General features: G+C 74.7%; 3 protein-coding genes. All 3 read left to right on the top strand.

Going from position 1 to position 1,132, the window contains the following annotated elements; translation table 11 throughout:
• Nucleotides 1-253, top strand: a 253-nt coding sequence (locus tag SACPADRAFT_RS29350; protein ID WP_007027701.1) for a biotin/lipoyl-containing protein, incomplete at its 5' end; no start/stop codon positions are given.
• A 114-nt stretch (nt 254-367) separates the two neighbouring features.
• On the top strand, nt 368-793 hold the full coding sequence (locus SACPADRAFT_RS0222655) for a DUF1707 SHOCT-like domain-containing protein (RefSeq protein ID WP_007027702.1): 426 nt from the start codon (nt 368-370) through the stop codon (nt 791-793).
• A gap of 10 nt (nt 794-803) precedes the next feature.
• A partial coding sequence (locus tag SACPADRAFT_RS33505) for a GNAT family N-acetyltransferase (protein WP_007027703.1) occupies nt 804-1,132 on the top strand: 329 nt, incomplete at its 3' end.

A 1,132-nucleotide genomic window follows, 5' to 3' on the forward strand; every position in this document is an offset into this window, starting at 1 on the left:
GCGCAGGCGCGCGGGCGGCACGAAGACCGTGGCCAGCGGGGACGCCGTCACCGCGCCCATGCAGGGCACCGTGGTCAAGGTCGCGGTCGAGGAGGGCCAGCACGTCGAGTCCGGGGACACCGTGGTCGTGCTGGAGGCCATGAAGATGGAGAACCCGGTCACCGCACACAAACCGGGCACCGTCACCGGGTTGGCCGCCGAGGTCGGCGCGGCGATTAACCAGGGCACCGTGCTGCTGGAACTCAAGGACTGAGCTCGGCCGACCACCGGGACCGAACCCGGCGCCCGGCACCGGCGGGGCCCGCCGTCCCGCCGGTGCCGGGCGCGTGTTCCCGCCCGCGCCGGGCGAGCGCCTACCATCGGGCGTGTGGCCGTCGATCGACCGGAATACCGCCTCAGCGACGCTGAGCGGCAGGAGGCACTGGACGCGCTGAGCGAGCACGTCCGCAGTGGACGCCTGGATCTGGTCGAGTTCGACCAGCGGTCCGCGAAGGTCGGCGCGGCGATCTTCCGCCGGGATCTGGAGCCGCTGTTCGCCGACCTGCCCGACCCGCGGCCGGAGGTGCTGCGCGCGGAACGCGCCGCCGCCCGCCCCGCGCCGGAGGAGCGCCCGGCGCAGCCGTGGAACCAGAAGCTCGCCTCGCTCGCGGTCCCGCTGGCCGCCGTGCTCGCGGTGGTGCTGTTCCTCACCGTGGCGCGTGTCCCGATCCTGATCTTCGCGCTGCCGGTGATCGTGGCACTGGTGGCCGGGTCGTTCGTCAACCGCCGGAAAGGGCCGGGCGGCAGGCCGTAGGATCGGGCGGGTGGAACCGGTGGAGATCAACGCGGGCACGTTCTACCTGCGACAACTGCGTGCGGACACCGCTCTCGACGACCGGCCCGCCCTGCTCGCCGCCGCCGGGGAGGGGGCGGGTCCGCACCTGCCCGGTACGGCCGACGAGGCCACCGCGTACATCGCCCGGCGCGGGCGGCAGTGGGCCGACGACGAGGTCTGCACGTGGGCGGTGGCCGAACCCACCACCGGCGCACTGCTCGGCGAGGTGGCGCTGACGCTCGACGGCACGGGGCCGTCCGGGGAACCGGACGTCGGCGAGCTGGCCGTGTGGGTCCGTCCGGACGCACGCGGGCGGGG

The sequence above is a fragment of the Saccharomonospora iraqiensis subsp. paurometabolica YIM 90007 genome, from assembly GCF_000231035.2.
In the GTDB taxonomy this organism is placed as follows: domain Bacteria; phylum Actinomycetota; class Actinomycetes; order Mycobacteriales; family Pseudonocardiaceae; genus Saccharomonospora; species Saccharomonospora paurometabolica.